The organism is Halorubrum sp. SP9 (genome assembly GCF_005435015.1).
GTDB classification, from domain to species: Archaea; Halobacteriota; Halobacteria; order Halobacteriales; family Haloferacaceae; genus Halorubrum; species Halorubrum sodomense.
In genome coordinates, this window is sequence record NZ_SGXU01000004.1 from 26,858 (window position 1) to 45,437 (window position 18,580).

Genomic DNA, 18,580 nt, shown 5'->3' on the forward strand with positions numbered 1-18,580 from the left:
CCCGCTCGCGGGTCGACGGCGGGCCGACCGCTCGCGCGACCACTTAAGTGAGCCCGCGGCGCACGCCCGGGTATGACAGCCATCGCGATGCTGAGCGTCGCACCGGTTATCGAGGACAGCATGGCCGAGGAGGTGGCGAAGGCCGTCGCCGCGCTCGACGAGTTCGACGTGAGCTACGAGACGAACCCGATGGGGACCGTCATCGAGGCGGACGACGCCGAGACGCTGTTCGCGGCCGCGGCGGCCGCCCACGACGCCGTCGACGGTGACCGCGTCTCGACGGTGCTGAAGATCGACGACAAGCGGACGAGCGACGGGACCGCCGCGGAGAAGGTCGACGCCGTCGAGGAGCACCTCGGACGCGCGGCGAAGCGGGAGCGCTGACCCGGCGCAGCGGCCCCGCTGGCGGTCGCGCCCGGCTCACCCCTTGATGTTACAGACGGGGAAGGTGCGGGCGACCTTGTCGCCGATGCCGAGCTCGTCGCTGACGCGGATCACCTCGTCGATGTCCTTGTAGACGCCGGGCGCCTCCTCCGCGATGGTGGCGCCGGACTGCGCCTTCACGTAGATCCGCTGGCCGTCCTCGAGGTCGTCGCGGACGTCTTCGCCCCAGAACTCCTGTTTCGCCTGCGTCCGGCTCATCAGCCGCCCGGCGCCGTGGGCGGTCGAGCCGAAGGAGACCGACATCGACTCGTCGCCGCCGCGGAGGACGTACGAGCCGGCGCCCATGCTGCCGGGGATGATGACGGGCTGTCCCACGTCGCGGTACGTCTCGGGCACGTCCTCGTTGCCCGCGGGGAACGCCCGCGTCGCGCCCTTGCGGTGGACGTACAGCTCGCGCTCCTCGCGGTCGACCGCCTCGTCACCGAGGGCGGGGCGCCCCTCGGCGTCGACGCCGACCTCGTGCGTCTCCTTCTTCGCGATGTTGTGCGCCACGTCGTACAGCAGCTCCATCCCGAGGTCCGCGATCGGATCGGCGTCGAACACCTCGCCGAACGTCTCGCGGGCCTGATGGGTGATCAGCTGGCGGTTCACCCACGCGAAGTTGATGCACGCGCCCATCGCGCCGTAGTACTCCTCGGCCAGCGCCGACCCGGCCGGCGCGGCCGCGAGCTCCTTGTCGGGGAGCTCCGCGACGAGGTCCGCGTGCTCCGTCTCGATCCGGCGGAGGTAGTCGTTACAGGTCTGGTGGCCGAGCCCGCGGCTCCCGCAGTGGATCAGGACGACGATCCCGTCCTCCTCGAGGCCGTACGCCTCGGCAACGGTCTCCCGGAACACGTCGGTGACGCGCTGGACCTCCAGGAAGTGGTTGCCCGAGCCGAGCGACCCCATCTGGTTGCGCCCGCGGTCGGTCGCCTTCTGGGAGACGTACTCCGGGCGGGCGTCGGGGCGCCGCCCCTCGTCCTCGCAGCGCGCGAGGTCGCTCTCGATCCCGTACCCCGCCTCGACCGCCCACTCGACGCCGCGTTCGAGGGCGCCCTCGATCGCGTCGGCGTCGCCGTCGATCACGCCGCCGCCACCGAGCCCGGCGGGGACCGCCTCGAACAGCGCGTCCACGAGCTCTTCCTCGCGGCCGCGCACGTCGTCGTAGGTGAGGTTCGTTCTCACCATCCTGACGCCGCAGTTGATGTCGTAGCCGATCGCGCCGGGCGAGATACAGCCGGTCCGGGCGTCTATCGCGCCGACGCCGCCGACCGGGAAGCCGTACCCCTGGTGGCCGTCGGGCATACAGAGGGCGGGCTCGACGATGCCGGGCAGGTGGGTCGCGTTCTTCAACTGCTGAAGCGAGTCGTCGTCGCCGATCTCCTCCAGCAGGCTCTCGCTGGCGAGGACCCGCGCCGGGACGTTCATCTCGCCCCCGCGGGGGATCTCCCAGACGTGCTCGCGCACCTTCTCCAGCCGGATCCCGTCGAACTCGCGCGTGGTCATACCCGGCGTTCGACGCGGGGAGGCAAGGGCGTTGCGTCAGCGGGGCGCGGGGGCCGTCGGGTTCCGCGGGCGCCGAGGCCGTCCGCTCGCCCGCGATCTCACCGATCGACCGGATCGATCGGGAGCCAGCCGATCTCACCGTCCGCGAGCGTGAACGCGGCGAAGACCCGTCCGAGCACCAGCCCGTACAGCAGGTGTGCGACCGCGATGACCGCGCCGAACTCGAAGCTGGCCGTCAGTCCCGGCACCGGGAGCGTCGGCACCGGCAGCGAGGTGGCGCCTTCGATCGCGATCGCGGCCGGCAACAGCAGGCCGCCGGTTATCACGCCCAACAGCGCGGAGTGGGCGACGCCGAGCGAGAGACACCCGCCGACGTCCCCGCGCAGGTCGGCGAAGAACGGCCGGTCGAAGACGGCGACGAACAGCCCGCCGAACAGCGCGCTGTTGAACAGGTGGACGGCCCACCCGGCGAGGACCGTCTCGACCCCGATCAGCGCGCCGATCGTCGACATGAGCCCGAGGCCGAAATGTAACACGGCGCCCATCGCGGCGCCGGCGACGAGCCCGCCGACCGCCCCCGCGCGCCAGCGCCGACCCTGGGCGGGCGATTCGCTCCCCTCGCTCCGATCTGAGTGCGACATACGTTAGCAACGCACTCGATAAATATAACGGTTTTTCAGGTCGGGCGTCGGACGGGGGTTCGCGGCCTCACACGTCGAAGACGACGTACGCGTACCACTCGTCGCCGCGGCGTTCGAGCGCCATCTCGGAGTAGGTGACCGCCTTGATCTCCCGGGCGGCCACCGCGTCGAGCGGGACGCCGCGCGCGCTGGCCGCGAGCCGCCACCTCTCGGCGTCCCCGGAGCCGTCCGGGCGGTCCGTCTCCTCCGCTTCGACGACCGTACACCGGTGGTCGGCCGGGAGGACGAGCCGGACATCGCGCTCGTAGATCAGCCGATCGAGATAGTCGAACAGCAGGGCCTCGCGGCTCTCGGCGGCGACCGCGAGTTCGAACCGGTCGCCGGCCGCCGGAATCGACTCCGCGCTCGCGGCCGTGAGGCCGTCCGCGACCGCCGCGAACAGCGCCGAGAGCGTGTCGGCCGTCGCCTCGACGGCGACGTCTGCGGTGTGGTCGCACAGTTCGTGGCTCATCGCTCGTCGCCCTCGCGGGCGTCGCCGCCGGATCCGTCCCCGGAGCCGAGTCCGGCGTCGCCGGCGCGGGGCCGATACCGCTCGTCGCTTCCCTCCTCGGTCCCGGCGCGGGACTCCTCGGCGCTCCCCGGCCGCTCGTCGGCCGGGAAGCGCGCGTCGATAGTCCGCTCCGGCGCGCCGGCGCGGAGGTCCCCCGAGTCGACGTCGTCGAGGTCGGCCGCGACCTCCTCTAGCGCGACGCCGCTCGTGACCAGCGCGCGGATCCCCTCGTCGACGGTCAGCTCGACGTCGACTACCCGCCGATCCGGGACGAAGACGACGTGGCCGCCCATCACCGGGTTCGGCGCCATCGGCATGAACAGCGTCCGCATCCCCTCGCCCTCGCTGTCCGCGTGGTCCGCGATGACGGCCGGCGTCTCGCTGGTGACGAACGCGAGCGTGTACGTGTCCTCGGTCGGGAACTCGACGAGGACGACCTCGCGGAAGTTCCCGCCGTCCGAGTCCAGCATGGCGTCGCTCATCTGCCGGAACCCCTGGTAGACGGAGCCCACGCCCGGCAGCCGTTCGACCGCGTCGTCGACGTAGTCGACGGCGCGTTCGCCGTACCGCGAGGACTCGACGCCCGCGCCGATGAGGAGGATGAGGCCCACGAACACGATCGGCGTCGCGATCTCGATCGCGAGTTCCCGAGAGATGACGCTGATCACCGGCAGCCCGTTCCCGGGCGACACGGCGACGACCGCCGACGAGAACACGTCGAGGTAGTTGTACACCGCGTTGAACACGAACGTGAGGACGATCAGCGTGATGACGGCGGGGACGATGACGGCGACGCCCGTGAGGAACGCCCGTCGGAGGAGTTCGGCTCCCGACGACTCGTCGGTCATTACCCGTCTTCACGCGCGACTGCGACAAAATCGTTTCCGTCGCGGATTCGGCGGGGATCGACTCCGGCCCGCCGAGAGAAGGGCTGCCCCCGCAACCGCGCTCGCCGGTGGCGTCGCCGTTCGCAACCGCGCTCGCCGGTGGCATCGCCGCTCGCAACGGTCCCCGCTGGCGGTGGAGTTATATTCCGCTGGCGTGTTAGGTCATCCCAGTGAGCGTCAACGTCGAGAAGCGGACCGACCCCCCCGGCGAGTCCGATTACGCGACCGCCGCGTGGGAGCTCAAAGAGCGCATTCGGTCCGCGGAGGGCGTCCTCCGACAGCGACGCGGCTTCTTCGTCGACGCGTACCGCCGATCCACCGCCCATCTGCTCGTCGAGAACGACCGGCTCGTCGCGTTCGCCTCCGTCCGCCGGGACGGCTACATCCTCTTTCTCGCCGTTCACCCGGACCACCGCGGCCGCGGCCACGCCGAGCGGCTGGTCGCCGACATCGCGGAGAACCACCGGTCGGTGACCTGCCACGCCCGCACGACGAACCGGCAGGCGCTCGGCTTCTACGAGCACCTCGGCTTCGAGGTGATCCGCCGCATCGACGACTACTACGAGGACGGCGGCGACGCCTACTACCTCAAGCTCGGCGGCGAGTCGCTCCGGGAACGGCTCTCCGGGTTCGTCGGCCGGTAGGCGGTCGTTCCTCGCCGTCCCCGTCGGCTCCGCTCGACCGGAAGGCCACCGAACCGACAGTCATTAGCGCCCGCCGCGAGGAGGAGCCGGCATGTCGCAACCGACTCCCGCGGACCTCGCGACTCGGGTCCGCGACGGCGACCTCCGCTTCCACGAGCTGGAAGACCACGCCGACGCCGACGCCGCGGCCGCCGCGCGCCGGCTACTCGTCGCGGAGGCGACCGACGCCGACCTCGACCCCCTCGGCGAGTACGCGTTCGACGCCGACGCGGTCCACGGCTCGAACATCGAGAACACCCTCGGCGGCGTCCAGGTCCCCGTCGGCGTCGCCGGGCCGGTGACGATCGACGGCGGCGCGCGCTCGGGCGAGCGCTACCTCCCCCTGGCGACCACCGAGGGGGCCCTGGTCGCGTCGATCAACCGCGGCTGCTCCGTCGTCGAGGACGCCGGCGGCGCGACCGCGCGGGTGACGAAGAGCGGGATGACCCGCGCGCCCGTCTTCCGGGTCGCGGGCGTCGCCGAGGCCGAGGCGCTCGTCGCCTGGGTCCGCGACAACGAGCCCGCGCTCGCCGAGGCCGCGGAGTCGACGACGAGCCACGGCGAGCTGCTGGACGTGACGCCGTACGTCGTCGGCAACAACGTCTTCTGCCGGTTCCGCTACGACACGAAGGACGCGATGGGGATGAACATGGCCACCATCGCGACGCGGGAGGCCTGCGACGTGGTGGAGGCGGAGACGGACGCCTCGCTCGTCGCGCTGTCGGGGAACCTCTGTTCGGACAAGAAGCCGGCAGCGATCAACGCCGTCGAGGGGCGCGGCCGCTCGGTCGTCGCGGACGCGACGGTCCCCCGCGAGGTCGTCGAGGACCGCCTCCACACCACGCCGGAGGCGATCGCGGAGATCAACACCCGGAAGAACCTCGTCGGCTCCGCGAAGGCGGGCGCGCTCGGCTTCAACGCCCACGTCGCCAACGCGGTCGCGGCGATGTTCCTCGCCACCGGGCAGGACGAGGCGCAGGTCGTCGAGGGGGCGAACGCGATCACGACCGCCGAGACGACCGCCGACGGCGACCTCTACGTCTCCGTCTCGCTGGCGAGCCTGGAGGTCGGGACGGTCGGCGGCGGGACGAAGCTGCCGACCCAGCGGGCGAGCTTAGAGATCCTCGGCGTCGCCGGCGGCGGCGACCCGGCCGGCAGCAACGCCGACGCGCTCGCGGAGTCGATCGCGGTCTGCGCGCTCGCGGGCGAGCTCTCCCTGCTCGCGGCGCTCGGCTCGCGACACCTCTCGTCGGCGCACGAGGAGCTCGGCCGGTAGGCAGCGCCGCCGCCCGCGGAACGCTCCCTCCCTCAGTCCGACCAGCGCGGGCAGTCGTCGCGGAGCGCCTCGCGCCCCGCGTCGGTGACCCGGTAGACCGCCTCGCCGGAGACGCGCTCGACGAGCCCGGCGTCTTCCAGCGCGGTCAGCCGCGACTCGGCGTGGTCGCCGTACAGGCCCGTGTTCCCGGCGATGAACGCCTGGTAGTCCGCACCGACGTCGGCGAGGTACGAGAGCAGCCGCTCGTCGGAGCGCGTGAGCGACTGCCGGCCGGGACCGATCCGATCGTCGCTCCCCCCGTCTTCGGCACTTCCCGCCGAACGGTCGGTCGGCTGCGCGTCGGGTGCGGCCATCTCACACGTGGTGACGTGTGTCACGATAAAGGGGCCACCGGCGGTTCCCACTCGCTGGGAGCCGCGGCCGATCTGCGGAACGTGTTCGGGATCCGACCGGTCCGACCGAGGCCGTCTCGTCGGCCTCCCCGGCTCAGTCGTCGGCGTCGGCGGGCGGCGTCCCGGTCGCGTCGCCCCCGGCCCCTTCGCCGCCGGACTGGCGGTCCGGAAGCATCGGCGTCCCGTCAGCGCGCGGGCCGAGCCGCGGGCCGTGCGGGCCGTCGTCGGGGTCGATGCGGCGCCGGGTCCGGTAGTCCGTCGAGCGCTCGACCGGGGTCCGGCCGATCGCCGCGATCATCTCGACGTAGTCGTCGAACGAGCGGTACTCGCCGTACTCGCCGCCAGCGCGGCTGGTGATCTCCTCCGAGAGGATGGTGCCCATGAAGTCGTCGGCGCCGCAGTTGAGCAGCTTCAGCCCGTGGGCGTCGCCCGACTTCACCCACGAGGCCTGGACGTGGTCGACGTTGTCGAGGAAGAGCCGCGCGACCGCGACGACGAGCTCGTCCTCGGCGCGCGAGGGGCCGGAGTCGACGACGCCCCGGCGGTACAGCGGGGTGTTCTGGTGGATGAAGGAGAGCGGGACGAACTCGGTGATCGCGCCCGTGCGGTCCTGGAGGTCCCGGATCACCTTCAGGTGCCGCGCGCGGTGTGCGACCGTCTCGACGTGGCCGTACATCATCGTCGAGGTGACGTCGAGGCCGGCGGCCGCCGCGCCCTCGATCGCCGCCACCCAGTCGTCGGTGCGGATCTTGCCCGGGCAGATCACGTCGCGGACCTCGTCGACGAGGATCTCGGCGGCGGTGCCCGGCGCGGAGTCGAGTCCGGCGTCGGCCAGTTCGCGGTAGACGGTCTCGTACTCCCAGTCCGTGCCGCGTTTGGCGTGGTACGCCTCTTCCGGCGTCATCGAGTGGAGGTGGACGCCGCCGACCGACATCGCGTCCATCTGCTCGGCGTAGGTGCCCGGGTCGGTCGCGTACGCCTCCGGCGGCTTGTAGTTCACCTCGCTCGCGGGGTCGCCGTGCGCCGCGAGGATCTCGTGATGCTCCTCGTTCAGCGCGAACGCCGGGTGGAGCCCCGAAACGGAACACACCTCGTAGATTCCCATGTCGAGGGCGTCCTCGACGACCGCGCGCGACTCCGCGGGCGGCTTGGTGAAGCCCGCGTGCTCGACGTCGCTGTCGGCCTCGAACGCGTGCGCGGAGTCCTTGAAGTTACAGAAGAGGCAGCCCGTGTTGCAGGCCGTGGTGACGTTGTTGTTGAGGTTGGCGACGAAGGTGACCTCGTCGCCGACCTCCTCGGCCCTGCGCCGGTCCGCGGCCTCCAACACCGCCTCCTTGCGCACGGGGTCGATTCCCGACGACGCCGTGCCGGTGGCGAGCAGTTCGGTCGCGTCGGCGACCGTCAGCCGGGCGCCGTCGCGGGCCTTCGCGAGCGCGTTCTCGAACGACTGGTCGGTCGCGGGCGTCGCGAAGTCGAACTCGTTCGCGCCGCTCTCCGACTCGCCGCCGCCGGCCTCGTCCGTTCCGCTCGCGCCGGAACTGTCCCCCGAACTCATCCCCTAACGCTCCCGGTTCCACCCTGATAAACGGGCGGGTCGCGACACCGATCGGGTCGGGAAGAGGGCGCCGATTGCGAACGGCTATTTATAAACAGCTCCGAGCGACGCTACATCTATTTATACACAACTGCGGTGGCGCGTGCCTGCGAGCGGCCGCCCTTGGCGGCCGCGAGACAGCACCGCGCGAGGGAGTCGGCCGATCGAAGGGAGGCCGACGAGGCTGGGGAGGTGTGAGGTGCGGTCGCTGTGCGGGGTGGGACTCAAAGGGGCAGTCACCGGCGGCTCCGCCGCCGGTTGGCCGTGGCGCTACGCGCCTCGCGGCTGGGGCTTTGGCGGAGTCCTTCGCGTATTTGTAGTCGACTGTTTATAAGCGAGCGGCCGGGGCTTTGGCGGAGTTAGTAGCCGATCCGCCAGAACCTATTTATAAGTAAACGACCGATTCACCACTCCCTGTTCACGCAACGTCTCGGTCCTCGTCGGCGTGCGCGCGGACCCACAGCTCGCCGATCCGCGAGAGGCTCGTCCGGTAGGACTTCCCGTGTTCCTCGCGCTCGATGTACCCCTTACCGCCGGGCCCGAGCCGGTCGACATTATAAATGACCTTCGAGCGGAACGAGTCGGTGTACTCCTCGTTGAGCTCGGCCGCGAGCGTCTCCGCCAGCTCCGAGACGGACTCGAACTCGCCGTGTTCACCCAGCGTGAACAGCACGAGCTCCTCGAACGGCTTGACGTTCTGGAAGGAGGCGACCGGCAGCTCGATCACGTGGCTGTCGCCGATGCGCTTCGCGCCGATGGTGGTGCCGCGCTCGTCGAACTCCGCGAGGCGGTCCGTGGTGCTCGCCAGCCGGTCCGCGACGCGGTCGGGGTCGACGCCCGCCTCGGCGATGGCCGCGTCGTCGCCGGCGTCGAGGTCGCGCAGAAGGTCCCGCGTCGCGCGCAGCTCCTCGGCGAGCTCGGTCTCCAAGTACTTCTCGGGGGCCGTGTAGTAGGTGTGGATGCGGTCGCGGTCCGCCTGCCGCTCGACCATGATCGAGTGGGCGGCGGTGGCGAACGCGAACGAGACCGGTCGCGGCATCGAACAGAGGTTCACCCACACCTCGCGGTCGTCGGTGTCGTCGACGCCCTCGTCGCGGTCCAGTTCGGCGTTGATCAGGTCGAAGGCGCGCTCGAAGGCGGCGTCGTAGTCGTACACGTCGTCCAGGCGTTCTCGGACCGTCTCGGCGCCGAGGAGGTTCCGGAAGTCCTGTTCGAGCTTGCGCGCGATGTTGCGCGAGTACTCGACGTTGGCCTCGCTGCCGACCGTCCCCTCCAGCAGTATCACCCGGTCGACATCGAACTGGTCCCGGATGAGGGGGGCGATCATCCGGTCGTAGTCGAACCCGACCGGAACGATGTGGGTCTGCATACGCGAGGCGTTTGGCGGGACGTACTGATAAACGGCCGCACCCGAGTTCGGTGCCGGCGGGTCGGCCGCCCCTTCCGCGAGCAGTAGGGTTATTTCGGTCTGTGCCGTACGCTGACACGGTATGTCACAGCAAGGCGTTCAAGAGGAGCTGTACGTCGACCAGTACACGCTCGGGCTCGTCGGGCCCGACCAGGAGTGGGCCGGCACGGTCGCGGACGGCGGGACGGTGACGACGTACACGCCCCCGGGCTGTTGGGGGCCGATGGTGACGCCATCGTTCCGGGGCGGCCACGAGGTGACCCGGCCGATCCGCGTCGAGGGCGCCGAGGTGGGCGACGCCGTCGCGATCCACATCCGCGACGTGGAGGTGACGAGCATGGCCACCAGCACGGGGTCGATGGCGGAGCGCGAGGGCGCGTTCGGCGACGACCCATTCGTCGACCACCGCTGTCCGGAGTGCGGCACGACGTGGCCGGACTCCGTCGTCGAGGGCACCGGCGAGGACGCGATCCGCTGTGCGGAGTGCGGCGCCAACGCCTCCTCGTTCGGCTTCGAGTACGGCTACACCGTCGCGTTCGACCACGAGAACGCGGTCGGGATCACCCTCGACGAGGCGGGCGCCCACGAGCTCGCGCTCGACGCCGACGAGGTGATGGATATCCCCGAGAACGCCCGGCAGCACCCGATCCTGTTGTACGAGCCGGACGGGATGCCCGGCGCGCTCGGCCGCCTCCGCCCGTTCATCGGCAACATCGGCACCACGCCGCCGGTGACGATGCCCGACTCGCACAACGCGGGCGACTTCGGCCAGAACCTGATCGGCGCCGACCACGACTACGGCGTCGAGACCGAGGAAGACCTCGACCTGCGCACCGACGGCCACATGGACGTGCCCGAGGTCCGCGCGGGCGCGACGCTGATCTGCCCGGTCGTCGTCGACGGCGGCGGGGTCTACGTGGGCGACCTCCACGCGAACCAGGGCGACGGGGAGCTGTCCTTACACACCACCGACGTGAGCGGCACCGTCACGATGGACGTCGAGGTGATCGAGGACCTCGACCTCGACGGCCCGGTCCTCCTGCCGAACGAGGAGGATCTCCCGTTCATCAGCGCGCCGTACAGCGACGAGGAGATCGAGGCGGGAGAGGACCTTGGGGACGAACACGGCGTCGACGTCGACACCGACGCCGCCCCGATCCAGGTGATCGGCTCCGGCGCGACCGTCAACGACGCCACCCGGAACGCCTTCGACCGCGCCGGGACCCTGCTCGGCATGAGCGAGGGCGAGGTCCGCGCCCGGTGTACGTTCACCGGCGGCGTCCAGATCGGCCGGCTCCCGGGCGTCGTCCAGCTCGACATGCTGGTCCCGTCCGACGTGCTGGAAGCATCCGGACTCGACGACGTGACGCGCGCCCAGTACGACTTGTAAGTCGTTGCTGGCGGATCGGCGTCGGAGACAGCCAGATCTCTGGCTTCTTATTTTATAAACGACTACCAATAGATCGACGACGGAGACCGCCAAAGCCCCGGCCGCTCGGTTATAAATAGCTTCCAGCAGATCGGTGACAAACACCGTCAAAACCCCCGCCGCTTGCTTATAGATGACTGCTGGCGGAGCGGTAACGAACACCGCCAAAGCCCCAGCCGCGAGACCGCCCCGCACAGCGACCACGCCTCGCGCCTCCCCAGCCTCGTCGGCCTCCCTTCGGTCGGCCGACTCCCTCGCGCGGTGCTGTCTCGCGGCCGCCAAGGGCGGCCGCTCGCAGGCACGCGCCGCCGTAGTAGCGGCCGAATCCCGTGTCGCACAGCGTTCACCGCCGCGACCGTCCCCGCCCGCCGGTCGCCCCCGACGGCCCTGCCGGGATCCGTCGCGTCGGGCCCTCCGACTCGGCCCGCTCCCGCAGGCGCTCGACGCGTTCGTCGGTCGACGGGTGCGTCGACAGCCAGCGCTCGGCCGCCCCGTCGGTCCGCTTGTGCGCCGAGAAGGGAGCGAGCGGCCACGACGGGTCGGTCGCGCGCTCGATCCGGCGCAGCGCCCGCGCGAGCGCGATCGGGTCGCCGGTCACCTCGGCGGCGCGGTCGTCGGCCGCGAACTCCCGCTTTCGCGACCGCGACCGCGTGACGAGCGTCGCGAGGACGAACCCGGCGAACAGCGCGCCGGCGAGCGCCCGATGGAGCCGTGCGAACGGGCCCGACCGGTCGCCCGGCCGGCCGCGGATCCACGCCGAGGCGGCGGCGAGGCCCGACAGCGCGAGCAGCGCCGGCAGCGCGAGGACGGTGGCGAACCCGACGAGGACGCGTCCGACCCCGTCGGCCATCGCGATCGCGAACCCGTCGTTCGTCTCCAAGTGCGCCAGCTCGTGCGCGAGGATCGCCTCGATCTCGCGGGGCGAAAGGAGGCGGAACAGCGAGCGGTCGATCACCAGCGCGCCGCCGGTCGTCCCGCCCCCGACCGCGAACGCGTTCGGCGCGCGGGCGTCGGTGACGTACAGGTCCGGACACTTGACCTCCATCCGCGCCGCGAGCGCGTCGATCCGCCGGTGGAGGTCGGACGCCCGCCTCCGGGGGACGCGATCGCCCTCCAGGTTCGCGAGGACCTGCGCGGTGCCGAGCCGGTAGCTGAGGTACGCCGACCCGAGCGCGACGGCGGCCGCCAGCGCGAGGAGGGCCGGGAGGTCGGGGCGGGCGGCCCAGGCCGCGCGCAGCAGGTCGGCGACGAACAGCGCCGCGGTCAGGTAGGCGCCGAGCAGGGCGACGCCGACGACCGCCGCGGCCGCGCGGAACGCGAGCCGGGACATGTCCGGAATTACGCGACGACGGGGCAAACGCGTTGCGGCCGAGATGGCCCGCGGGGGTCGTCGTCGCCGCGTTCCGGTGCCCCCCGCTTCGGACTCCCCCACCCGGGCCGCCGGAAGGAAAAGCCGTAATTCCCCGGCGGCGAAATCGGGTGTCATGGACGCACGCGTCCGCGAACACGCGGAGATCATCGCCGACCACGCCACCGGCATCGAGTCGGGCGACGACGTGGTCATCCAGATGCCGAAGGAGGCCGAGGACCTCGCGGTCGCGCTCCACGAGGTCTGCGGCGACCGCGGGGCCAACCCCGTCCACCTCAACTACTCGAAGCGCGCCCAGCGCGCGTTCAAGCGCTCCTCGGACGAGTTCACCGAACCGAGCCACCGGCGCGCCCTCTACGAGGAGGCCGACGTGTTCGTCATCGCGCGCGGCGGCGCGAACGCCACCGAGGACGCCGACGTCGACCCCGAGACGAACGCCGCGCACAACCGCGCGATGGAGGAGGTCAAGCGCACGCGCCTCTCGAAGACGTGGTGTCTCACGCAGTACCCGACCGCGAGCCACGCCCAGCTCGCCGGGATGAGCACCGAGGCGTACGAGAACTTCGTGTGGGACGCCGTCTCGCTCGACTGGGACGAACAGCGCGAGTTCCAGTCGAACATGGTCGAGATCCTCGACGACGCCGACGAGGTCCGGATCGCGTCGGGCGAGGAGACCGACCTCACCCTCGACGTGTCGGGCAACTCCACGCTCAACGACCACGGCGAGGCGAACCTCCCCGGCGGCGAGGTGTTCACCGCGCCGACGCGCGACGGCGTCGACGGCGAGGTCCACTTCGACCTGCCGCTCTACCGCTACGGTCGCGAGATCGAGGGGGTCCGGCTCCGGTTCGAGGACGGCGAGGTCGTCTCGCACTCCGCCGAGCGTAACGAGGACCTCCTCACCGGCATCCTCGACACCGACGAGGGCTCTCGGCGCCTCGGCGAACTGGGCATCGGGATGAACCGGCAGATCGACCGGTTCACCTACAACATGCTGTTCGACGAGAAGATGGGCGACACCGTCCACATGGCGGTCGGCTCCGCGTACCCGGAGACGGTCGGCGGGGACAACGAGGTCAACGAATCCGCCGAGCACGTCGACATGATCGTCGACATGAGCGAGGACTCGGTCATCGAGGTCGACGGCGAGGTCGTCCAGCGGAACGGGACGTTCGTCTTCGAGGACGGGTTCTGAGGGGCGGTCGCGGCTTTCGATCGACAGCCGTCCTCACGGGTGCGGTTTTTGGTACAGATTTTTGCCGGCCGAGCGGAGCGAGGCCGGGAAAAGGTGTGACTGGGACGTTCGTCTTCGAGGACGGGTCTCCCTCGTCGCCTCCGTCGCGGTCGACGCTCACTCGGCCGTGCCACGCTCGGCGCTCCGGCGGAGGAACGCCGCGTACGCGGCGACGAGGACGGCGACCAGCCCGAACGTGCCGATAGCGGCGACCCCCGGATAGTCCGCCAGCGGCGCGATCTCTCCGTCGGGCGGCGCGACGATGTCGACGACGCCGGTCCCGATCGACAGCGCGAGCACGGCGATCCACATCGTTCCCACCGCGTAGCCGAGTTCGACGAGCCGGTCTGCTCTCGCCGCGTGCGCGACGACGGCACCGCCGCCGAGGACCGGGACCGCGACGAGCGGACTCGTCGGATCGGAGAGGAGAACGCTCCCGCCGAGGGCGATCGCCGCCCAGTAGACGGCGACGGCGACGGCCGTGCGGAGCGAGTCGGGGACGAACACGGCGTGTGGGTTCGACCGGACGGCACAAAACGATCGGGGGCGTCCCGCGTGGCATCCCGTCGGCGGCCGCGGCGGTATTTATACTCCGGGAACGCGTACGACCGCGCATGCCGGAAGAACTCCTCTTCGAGTCGGAGAGCCGCCGGAGCCGCGAGGAGATCGCCGCGTACCTGCGGACGGTCGCGGACTCGCTCGACGCCGGGAACGCGATCACGCTCAGACGCGGCGACGAGTCGACGACGCTGGACCCGCCCGCGCGACCGACCTTCGAAGTGAAGGCGGAGCGCGAGGGGCCCGCCGACGGGCCGGGCGAGCTGAGCGTCGAGTTCGAGCTGGAGTGGGACGAGGACGGCGACGAGGAGAGCGCCGACGCCGAGTTAGAGATAGAGTAGTTTGCGGAGGAAGCCGCCGACCGCGGCGTTTCGTCGGTTACGGCACTTCGCCGGGGACCTCGACGAACGCGTCGCGCGCGGAGAGGTGATCGAGCGTGTCGTCGACCTCGAGGCGCACGGACTCCATCCGCTCGACGAGCTCCTCGTACTCCTCGGAGTTGGTCGTGCCGGCGGCCTCCAGCGCCGCCTTCTTCGAGGCGAGCGCGAAGAACTCCTGGCTCCGCTCGTCGAACGCGGCGCGGTGGAGGAGCACCTCGACGAGCGTGAGCAGGTCCTCCTTGGTGACCGGTTTCGTCTTGTAGTCGTCGAACGGCATCTCGACGATGTCGACGTCGGGCTCGACGGCGGTCAGCATCGCCACCCGGGCGTCGTACCCCTCGTCCCGGATCGCCTCTAACACCTCGTGGCCCGACATGTCGGGCATCCGGCGATCGAGCAGGACGATGTCGACCGTCTCGTCCATCGCGTCGACCGCCTCCTCGCCGCCGGTCGCGATCCGAACGTCGTAGGCCGGGTCGAGGTACACCCGGTACAGCTCCGCGAGGTCCGGCTCGTCGTCGACCGCGAGGACGGTCGCCTCCGGGCTCCCGGTCATGGGGGGGACCTCCCGGTCGGCGTCTCGCTATTTGCGAGCGCCGAACCGTTGCGTCCGCCCGCCGTTCGTGCGTCCATACGGACGCCTTGTTCCGTTCCGTGTAAAAACATTGACCCTCCGTTATCGGCGTTGATATCTCTGCGCGTCGGCGTGGCGATCACCGGACCGGAGCCGACGGCGATCACCGGACCGGAGCCGACGGCGATCACCGGACCGGAGCCGAGTCGGGTCGAGCTCTCTCGCCGCGTAGACGGCGACGGCCCTCCGCGCTCCGCGCATCGATCCGACGCGCTCTCCGTGACCCAAAGGCACATTTACGCCCGTAACCTATCCGGGCACAACGAATGTCTCACAGCCCCTCACTACCCGACCGCCCGCGGCTGGAGCTCGACCCCGAGATGAGCGACGCGGAGCGGCTGGAAGCGATCCGTCAGCACTACCAGCGGATCGTTCAGGTGAACGAGGAACTGGAAGCCCGGCTCGCGGACGCCGAGGGGCGCCGCGGGGAACTGAAAGGCGACGTCGAACAGCTGAAACGCGAAAACGAGGTTCTCAAGACCTCCTCGCTGTACATCGCGTCGGTCGAGGAGATCACCGACGACGGCGTCGTGATCAAGCAGCACGGCAACAATCAGGAGGTGCTCACGCAGGCCGCCTCGCGGCTCGACGAGGATCTCCGCCCCGGCGACCGCGTCGCGATCAACGACTCCTTCGCGGTCCAGCAGGTGCTCGATGACGAGACCGACTCCCGGGCGCAGGCGATGGAGGTCACCGAGTCCCCGGACGTCACCTACGCCGACATCGGTGGGATCGACGACCAGATCCGGGAGGTCCGCGAGGCCGTCGAGGACCCCCTCGAGAACCCCGAGCAGTTCGAGGAGGTCGGCGTCGAGCCCCCGAGCGGCGTCCTGCTCCACGGCCCGCCGGGCACCGGAAAGACGATGCTCGCGAAGGCGGTCGCCAACGAGTCGGACGCGACGTTCATCAAGATGGCCGGCTCCGAGCTCGTCCGGAAGTTCATCGGCGAGGGCGCGCGGCTCGTCCGCGACCTGTTCGAGCTCGCCGCCGAGCGTGAACCGGCCGTCATCTTCATCGACGAGATCGACGCGGTCGCCGCAAAGCGCACGGACTCGAAGACCTCGGGCGACGCCGAGGTCCAGCGGACGATGATGCAGCTGCTCTCCGAGATGGACGGCTTCGACGACCGCGGCGAGGTCCGGATCATGGCCGCGACCAACCGCTTCGACATGCTCGACGAGGCGATCCTCCGTCCGGGTCGCTTCGACCGCCTCATCGAGGTGCCCGAGCCCGGCCCCGAGGGCCGCGAGCGCATCCTGGAGATCCACACCGGAGACATGAACGTCGCGGACGGCGTCGACCTCGGCGCGGTCGCCCGCGACCTCGACGGGTACAGCGGCGCGGACATCGCCTCGCTGGCGACCGAGGCCGGGATGTTCGCCATCCGCGACGGCCGCACCGAGGTGACGCAGGCGGACTTCGAACAGGCCCGAGACAAGCTTCAGGACGCCGAGACGGAAGACGAGCGGGTCATCAACTACCAGTACTGAACCCCCGGTCTCCCGTTTCGCCGTTCGCTCCCGGAGCGGGCAGTTCGTAACCCCTTACCGCGCTCGCCGCCGACTCGCCGTCAATGAACATCATTCACGTCGCCGGCGGCGTCGGGGTCGCCGACACGGCGATGGCCTCCTACGACGCCGCGCTCGCGGACGCGAACCTCCACAACTACAACCTCGTGGCGGTCTCCTCCGTCGTTCCCGCCGAGGCGACCGTCGAAGCGGTGTCGGAGGTCCCCGACCTGGGCCCCGCGGGGAATCGACTCACCGTCGTCGAGGCGCGCCGGACGATCGGTCCGGACGACGAGGTGGACTTCCGCGAGGGGGGCCGCGCGGGCGCCGAGGGCGCCGAGTCGAAGCGCGCGCCTCGCCGCCGCCCCGACGCGGTCGCGGGTCTCGGCTGGGCGACGGGCCCCGGCCCGGGGATCTTCTACGAGGTGACCGGCGAGGACCCGGACGACGTTCGCGAGCGGATCGGGGACGGTCTCGACGCCGGAGCCGACCTCCGCGACTGGGAGCTGCCCGACCGCGAGACGCGCGTCGAGACGGTCGCGGCCGAGCCGGACCGGTACGCGACCGCGATCGTGATCGCCGCGTACGGGGAATCCGAGCCGATCCTGTAGCGGGCCGAGCGGACGGACCCGGCCCGCGCCGACGCCGCGGTCGCCGCCGCCGACGCCTTTTTGACTCGGCTCCGCGTACGAGACGTAGCTTCGAATGAACGGCAACAACCCGTACGCCGGGGCACCGGGTATGACGGACGCGGGCTCGCCCGCGACCGTCGACCTCTCTCCGGACCAGGAACAACAGCTCCGGCGCGCGGTCGCCGGAATCGTATCGCGCACGGAATCGTATCTCCCAGACAGCTACGCCGTCGGCTCAGAGCTGTCCGTCGGCGCCGACGGTCCGCAGGCGACGGTCGCGGTGAACCCCCCGGCCGGTCACCCCGTCTCGGCCGGCTTCACCCCCGATCCGGAGGACCTCGACGCCGGCATCGCGGAGTCCGACACCGACGAGGTCGCCCGCGGTCTCGCCGCCAGCGCGGCAGTCCAGGTGATGGACGCCGTCGGTGACATCACGCCGACCGCGAAGTGAGCCGCCCGCCCGCGAACTGAGCCGCTGAGCTACTCCGCGCGCTCCGACCGGCCCGTACCGTTCTCTCCGCCCTCACCGTCGCCCCCCGAGCCGCCGCGCTCCTCGCGTTCGGCGCGCCCGTCGCCGTCGTCGCGCTCGTCGCCGTCGTCGCGCGGGTACACCCGCGGCTCGCCCTCGCCCGGCGGCTTCACGACGCCGGTGACGCGGCCGTATATCCCGAAGATGTCGTCGTACCCGTTCTCGCTCGCGAGGATCGGGACCACGCCCGGCTCCTCGACCTGGTGGGTGTGGACGTCGTCCTCGGCGAACACCGCGCCCTCCGGAATCTCCTCGAAGTTCGCGAAGTGGACGCGGGGGTCCCCGCCGCCCTTCGGTACCTCCTCGCTGCCCTTCACGACGACCGTCTCCGAGAACGTCGGCGGCTCGTCCGCGAGCGCGCCGTGGACTCGGAGGAACGCGAGGCAGGCATCGTAGCCGAACTCGACCGCCCCCTCGCTGCCCTGGCGGCCCACCTCGATCGAGACGGTGTGGGGCACCGTGGAGTCGAGCGTCGTCGACCGCAGCCCGCTCGCGTCGACGACGTGGTCGACGGGGAGCCCGGTGACGGTACGGCGGACCGACTCCGCGAGGTCGCTGAAGATGGCGAACGGGGGCGGCGCGCTGTGGGAGGTGTGGAGCGCGAGCACCGCGTCGAACCCCTCCAGCTCGGCGGTGAGCCGCGGCGCCAGCGCGCGCTCGTACTCCTCGCTGTCGGGATCGCCGGGGAACGACCGGTTCAGGTCCGCGTCCGTGTAGCGCGTCTCGGCTTCGATCGCGGGCTCGTTGGCCAGGACGAGCCGGACGAGCCCGCCGTCTCCGCCCTCTCTGTCGGCAGCGGCGAGCGAGGGGAGCTCCGCCGCGAGCCGCTCCACTATCCGCACGCCGGCGGGCTCGTCACCGTGGATCCCGCCGACGATCGCGACGCGGGCCGACCCCGCCGACCCGCGGTCGAACGTTTCCATACCGTCGGTATCCGCCGTCGGACC

Annotated in this window: 20 protein-coding genes; 9 read left to right on the forward strand and 11 right to left on the reverse strand. The window is 70.9% G+C overall.

Features of this window, described 5'->3' with window-relative positions; genetic code table 11:
- The first annotated feature begins 72 nt into the window (after positions 1-72).
- On the forward strand, positions 73-384 hold the full coding sequence (locus tag EXE45_RS03840) for an MTH1187 family thiamine-binding protein (protein ID WP_092920302.1): 312 nt from the start codon (positions 73-75) through the stop codon (positions 382-384).
- A 36-nt stretch (positions 385-420) separates the two neighbouring features.
- Here the strand turns inward: EXE45_RS03840 and EXE45_RS03845 are convergent, their stop codons facing one another.
- From EXE45_RS03845 to EXE45_RS03860, 4 genes are all read right to left on the reverse strand, one after another.
- Positions 421-1,929: an RtcB family protein gene (locus tag EXE45_RS03845; protein WP_137693591.1), complete on the reverse strand. Its 1,509-nt coding sequence runs from the start codon at positions 1,927-1,929 to the stop codon at positions 421-423.
- Between the two features lie 98 nt (positions 1,930-2,027).
- Positions 2,028-2,570 carry a hypothetical protein gene (locus tag EXE45_RS03850; protein WP_137693592.1) on the reverse strand — a complete coding sequence of 181 codons (543 nt, stop codon included), beginning with the start codon at positions 2,568-2,570 and terminating at the stop codon, positions 2,028-2,030.
- A 67-nt stretch (positions 2,571-2,637) separates the two neighbouring features.
- A complete protein-coding gene (locus EXE45_RS03855) occupies positions 2,638-3,081 on the reverse strand; it encodes an archease (protein WP_137693593.1) in 444 nt (147 codons plus the stop codon).
- Positions 3,078-3,968, reverse strand: a complete 891-nt coding sequence (locus EXE45_RS03860) for a DUF502 domain-containing protein (protein WP_137693594.1) — start codon at positions 3,966-3,968, stop codon at positions 3,078-3,080. The genes EXE45_RS03855 and EXE45_RS03860 overlap by 4 nt, the downstream gene beginning before the upstream one ends.
- 209 nt (positions 3,969-4,177) lie before the next feature.
- On the opposite strand from EXE45_RS03860, the gene EXE45_RS03865 reads away from it, so the two are divergent.
- Positions 4,178-4,651 (forward strand): N-acetyltransferase, encoded by a 474-nt coding sequence (locus tag EXE45_RS03865; RefSeq protein WP_092920307.1) that lies wholly within the window; start codon positions 4,178-4,180, stop codon positions 4,649-4,651.
- A 91-nt stretch (positions 4,652-4,742) separates the two neighbouring features.
- Positions 4,743-5,966: a hydroxymethylglutaryl-CoA reductase (NADPH) gene (gene hmgA / locus EXE45_RS03870; protein WP_092920308.1), complete on the forward strand. Its 1,224-nt coding sequence runs from the start codon at positions 4,743-4,745 to the stop codon at positions 5,964-5,966.
- Between the two features lie 32 nt (positions 5,967-5,998).
- Here hmgA and EXE45_RS03875 read toward each other — a convergent pair whose 3' ends face one another.
- From EXE45_RS03875 to EXE45_RS03885, 3 genes are all read right to left on the reverse strand, one after another.
- The gene (locus tag EXE45_RS03875) at positions 5,999-6,319 is read right to left on the reverse strand and encodes a DUF2250 domain-containing protein (protein WP_092920309.1); all 321 of its coding nucleotides are present in this window, start codon (positions 6,317-6,319) and stop codon (positions 5,999-6,001) included.
- Between the two features lie 133 nt (positions 6,320-6,452).
- Positions 6,453-7,913, reverse strand: coding sequence for a 7,8-didemethyl-8-hydroxy-5-deazariboflavin synthase subunit CofH (gene cofH / locus EXE45_RS03880; RefSeq protein WP_092920310.1), 1,461 nt, complete (start codon positions 7,911-7,913; stop codon positions 6,453-6,455).
- 457 nt (positions 7,914-8,370) lie between these two features.
- Positions 8,371-9,321, reverse strand: coding sequence for a DUF6293 family protein (locus EXE45_RS03885; RefSeq protein WP_092920311.1), 951 nt, complete (start codon positions 9,319-9,321; stop codon positions 8,371-8,373).
- 121 nt (positions 9,322-9,442) lie between these two features.
- On the opposite strand from EXE45_RS03885, the gene EXE45_RS03890 reads away from it, so the two are divergent.
- A complete protein-coding gene (locus EXE45_RS03890; RefSeq protein ID WP_092920312.1) occupies positions 9,443-10,750 on the forward strand; it encodes an acetamidase/formamidase family protein in 1,308 nt (435 codons plus the stop codon).
- Positions 10,751-11,132: 382 nt separating this feature from the next.
- Here the strand turns inward: EXE45_RS03890 and EXE45_RS03895 are convergent, their stop codons facing one another.
- Entirely contained in the window at positions 11,133-12,119 is a 987-nt protein-coding gene (locus EXE45_RS03895; protein WP_137693595.1) for a M48 family metallopeptidase, read from the reverse strand.
- A 154-nt stretch (positions 12,120-12,273) separates the two neighbouring features.
- Here EXE45_RS03895 and EXE45_RS03900 point away from each other — a divergent pair, with 154 nt between their 5' ends.
- Positions 12,274-13,353, forward strand: a complete 1,080-nt coding sequence (locus EXE45_RS03900) for an aminopeptidase (protein WP_137693596.1) — start codon at positions 12,274-12,276, stop codon at positions 13,351-13,353.
- 156 nt (positions 13,354-13,509) lie between these two features.
- Here EXE45_RS03900 and EXE45_RS03905 read toward each other — a convergent pair whose 3' ends face one another.
- Positions 13,510-13,899 carry a hypothetical protein gene (locus tag EXE45_RS03905; protein ID WP_092920315.1) on the reverse strand — a complete coding sequence of 130 codons (390 nt, stop codon included), beginning with the start codon at positions 13,897-13,899 and terminating at the stop codon, positions 13,510-13,512.
- 107 nt (positions 13,900-14,006) lie between these two features.
- On the opposite strand from EXE45_RS03905, the gene EXE45_RS03910 reads away from it, so the two are divergent.
- Positions 14,007-14,291, forward strand: coding sequence for an amphi-Trp domain-containing protein (locus EXE45_RS03910; protein ID WP_092920316.1), 285 nt, complete (start codon positions 14,007-14,009; stop codon positions 14,289-14,291).
- A 37-nt stretch (positions 14,292-14,328) separates the two neighbouring features.
- Here EXE45_RS03910 and EXE45_RS03915 read toward each other — a convergent pair whose 3' ends face one another.
- On the reverse strand, positions 14,329-14,886 hold the full coding sequence (locus EXE45_RS03915) for a response regulator (RefSeq protein ID WP_092920317.1): 558 nt from the start codon (positions 14,884-14,886) through the stop codon (positions 14,329-14,331).
- A 344-nt stretch (positions 14,887-15,230) separates the two neighbouring features.
- Between EXE45_RS03915 and EXE45_RS03920 the strand changes: the two genes are divergently transcribed.
- From EXE45_RS03920 to EXE45_RS03930, 3 genes are all read left to right on the forward strand, one after another.
- Entirely contained in the window at positions 15,231-16,454 is a 1,224-nt protein-coding gene (locus EXE45_RS03920; RefSeq protein WP_092920318.1) for a proteasome-activating nucleotidase, read from the forward strand.
- Positions 16,455-16,537: 83 nt separating this feature from the next.
- Positions 16,538-17,083, forward strand: coding sequence for a pyruvoyl-dependent arginine decarboxylase (locus tag EXE45_RS03925; protein WP_137693597.1), 546 nt, complete (start codon positions 16,538-16,540; stop codon positions 17,081-17,083).
- Between the two features lie 94 nt (positions 17,084-17,177).
- Positions 17,178-17,555 carry a DUF5811 family protein gene (locus EXE45_RS03930; protein WP_092920320.1) on the forward strand — a complete coding sequence of 126 codons (378 nt, stop codon included), beginning with the start codon at positions 17,178-17,180 and terminating at the stop codon, positions 17,553-17,555.
- Between the two features lie 29 nt (positions 17,556-17,584).
- On the opposite strand, the gene EXE45_RS03935 is transcribed toward EXE45_RS03930, so the two are convergent.
- Positions 17,585-18,556, reverse strand: coding sequence for a succinylglutamate desuccinylase/aspartoacylase family protein (locus tag EXE45_RS03935; RefSeq protein ID WP_137693598.1), 972 nt, complete (start codon positions 18,554-18,556; stop codon positions 17,585-17,587).
- Positions 18,557-18,580 lie beyond the last annotated feature (24 nt).